Genomic DNA, 2,391 nt, shown 5'->3' on the forward strand with positions numbered 1-2,391 from the left:
TATGTTGATGGCAGCAATTTTAAAGACCACCTTGAGGAAGCCCTAAAAGCCGGTCTGACCGTGACCGGAGTATATGGAGATAAAGCCTATTTCCGGCCCGACATCCTTAATCTGATTAAGGAAAAAGAAGCCTCAGCCTATATACCGGTAAGCGCCAGTGCTTATAAAATAGATGAAGATTTGTTCAGCTACAACAAAGACAGTGACCAATGGTTTTGTGTCATGGGAAATGAAACGGTAAAAGTAAAAGCCAAAACCCGTGAACGAAATGGCAAGAAAGAGAAGTTGTTGGAATACAGCTTTGAGCGTGAGCGCTGCCGTAATTGTTCTCACCGGGCTGAATGCATAGGCAAAAGTACGAGAATAGCTAGACTACTGAGAGTCAGTGTAAATACTCCTGAATTATATGAGTATAGTCAAAGAGCAAAAACCCGGGAATTCCTTGATGAGTATCGCAAGCGAGCGAAAATCGAACCCAAAAATGCAGAATTAAAAAGATTTCATGGATTGGACCGAGCCAAAGGCTACGGTCTAAAAAGTGTGCGCATTCAGGCAAAATTAACGGTCCTGGCGGTAAACCTGAAGCGGATAGCCAATATGGTATCCGCTTAAAAAGGTTTTGATGCGCTTTTTTTGTATTTTTCAGACCGTTGGTTGCTGATTAATTTACAATATATGTTTAAGGCAGGCTCTGAGGCGGCTTAAAAAGGGTACTTTTTCAGTGGTCTCGGACGGTTCCCTTGTGTCAATATCTATATACTCGAACATGTGGAATGACAAACCGGTTATCCTGTTAATTTGCGCTGAGGATGCCCGACAGGTAAATACTCTTTCTTGCATATCTTTTCATTTTTGAAAATTAATAACTTTCTTTAAAAATTTATTTTATAGGAGGAGTAAACTTGGAAAACATGCAATCCCTAACCCAAACGCCACAAGATATAACCGCAGTGATGAGCAATAAGCAATATTAGTAACTTTAAGGGTGAATTTAACCTTAACAAGTCGGGATTTGATCCCAATATGCCGGTCACTCCAGTGATCATTCAATGATATTGAGACGATAACCAAGATCTGCCAAGGATGTTGGGGCGGGTATTAGCTGTCTAAAGAAGTACGTCACGAAATGGCTTTAATGTGGGTGATCACCAGTGTGCCTTAAACGTTGCACTGCACCAATATAACAAACACCATTGGCTAACCGAAGGTGCAGAGTCTTTATTAGCCTTCACCACTTGCTGGATGAACACATTTATAAAACACAGAAGCATATTGATATGATTGGTGAAAGAGTTGCTCGTCTTGGCATGGTACCTACAGCCCACCATGTTACTCAACATGAACTTTCCTACATTAAACACGAAGTTGAAGGGCGCTACACTATGCGTGATTTTTTACGCAACGACCTGGAACACGAATTAAAAATGCAAGAAATGATGCGGAAGCAGATTGCTCGTGCCCATGAACTTCAAGATTTTGGCACTGTTCAAGTTCTTGAAGAAGTGCTGCTGGATAGGGAAGACCTCGGTTACCATCTTTATAGTGTACTGGACGATGACACGTTAACGCGAGGCATGTATCATTTATTGAACCAAAATTACGATAGAGCCGGTGATCGGACAATGCAACCAAACACTAAACTACAATAAGAATGGCAGTGAAACGTGTATTCTTAGGAAATATATAGATATCTAAGAGAACATATTGCTGTTTACAAGATACCTCGTGAATTTGAATTCATTGCTGAGCTAGAAAACAGCACCGGTAATATATTAATAATAATGCTTAAAATACAGTGTATTACAGTGTATTAAAGAGACATAACAAACCTGTCAAACCCCCTGGCTATTAATTATAAACTCCTTTCCGGTAAGAATTAATAAATAAATCAATGTCAGAAAGAAGTATTTTTATGAGTACTTAATGCCCAGATAAGCAACATTGAACAGGCGACTTCATTCTTCTCGGGCAATCAAAAATTTTGCGGATTTGTTTAAAGCGTAGGTTTTTAATAAGGCTCATATGCCGTTAATATGCGGCATTTGAGCCTTACTGCGCGTAAAACTTCCAATTGGACCCTTTAAGTCGAGTAGATGCGCACCTCTTAAACTTTAGGGGACACTTTGTTTTCCCGGTTTCTCCCCGTTTCCTCTGGGAGTGTCACAATATTTGCCCCATGATTTAATTGGTCACGCACCCCTCACAGAACCGGACGTGCAGCTTTCCCGCATCCGGCTCTTCACACTGCCATTTACATTATGTAGCCGATACTTTTCCTTAGTTCATAGATATTAACGTATATTTTGGGCTTGGGTAACCGGTATTTAACCAGTAGTTTCGGGAAATTGCTCCAGTTATGGCTTCTCTTCTGGCTTCGTCTGTTTAAATTTT

General features: G+C 40.4%; 1 protein-coding gene and 1 pseudogene. Both read left to right on the top strand.

Annotation, left to right across the window (positions count from 1 at the left end):
* Nucleotides 1-609, top strand: a pseudogene (locus SPSYN_RS15380) (transposase); the annotation flags it as partial.
* Between the two features lie 584 nt (nt 610-1,193).
* Nucleotides 1,194-1,649: a Dps family protein gene (locus SPSYN_RS15385; RefSeq protein WP_207708562.1), complete on the top strand. Its 456-nt coding sequence runs from the start codon at nt 1,194-1,196 to the stop codon at nt 1,647-1,649.
* Nucleotides 1,650-2,391 lie beyond the last annotated feature (742 nt).

It is taken from the genome of Sporotomaculum syntrophicum, from assembly GCF_009932395.1.
GTDB lineage: Bacteria > Bacillota > Desulfotomaculia > Desulfotomaculales > Desulfallaceae > Sporotomaculum > Sporotomaculum syntrophicum.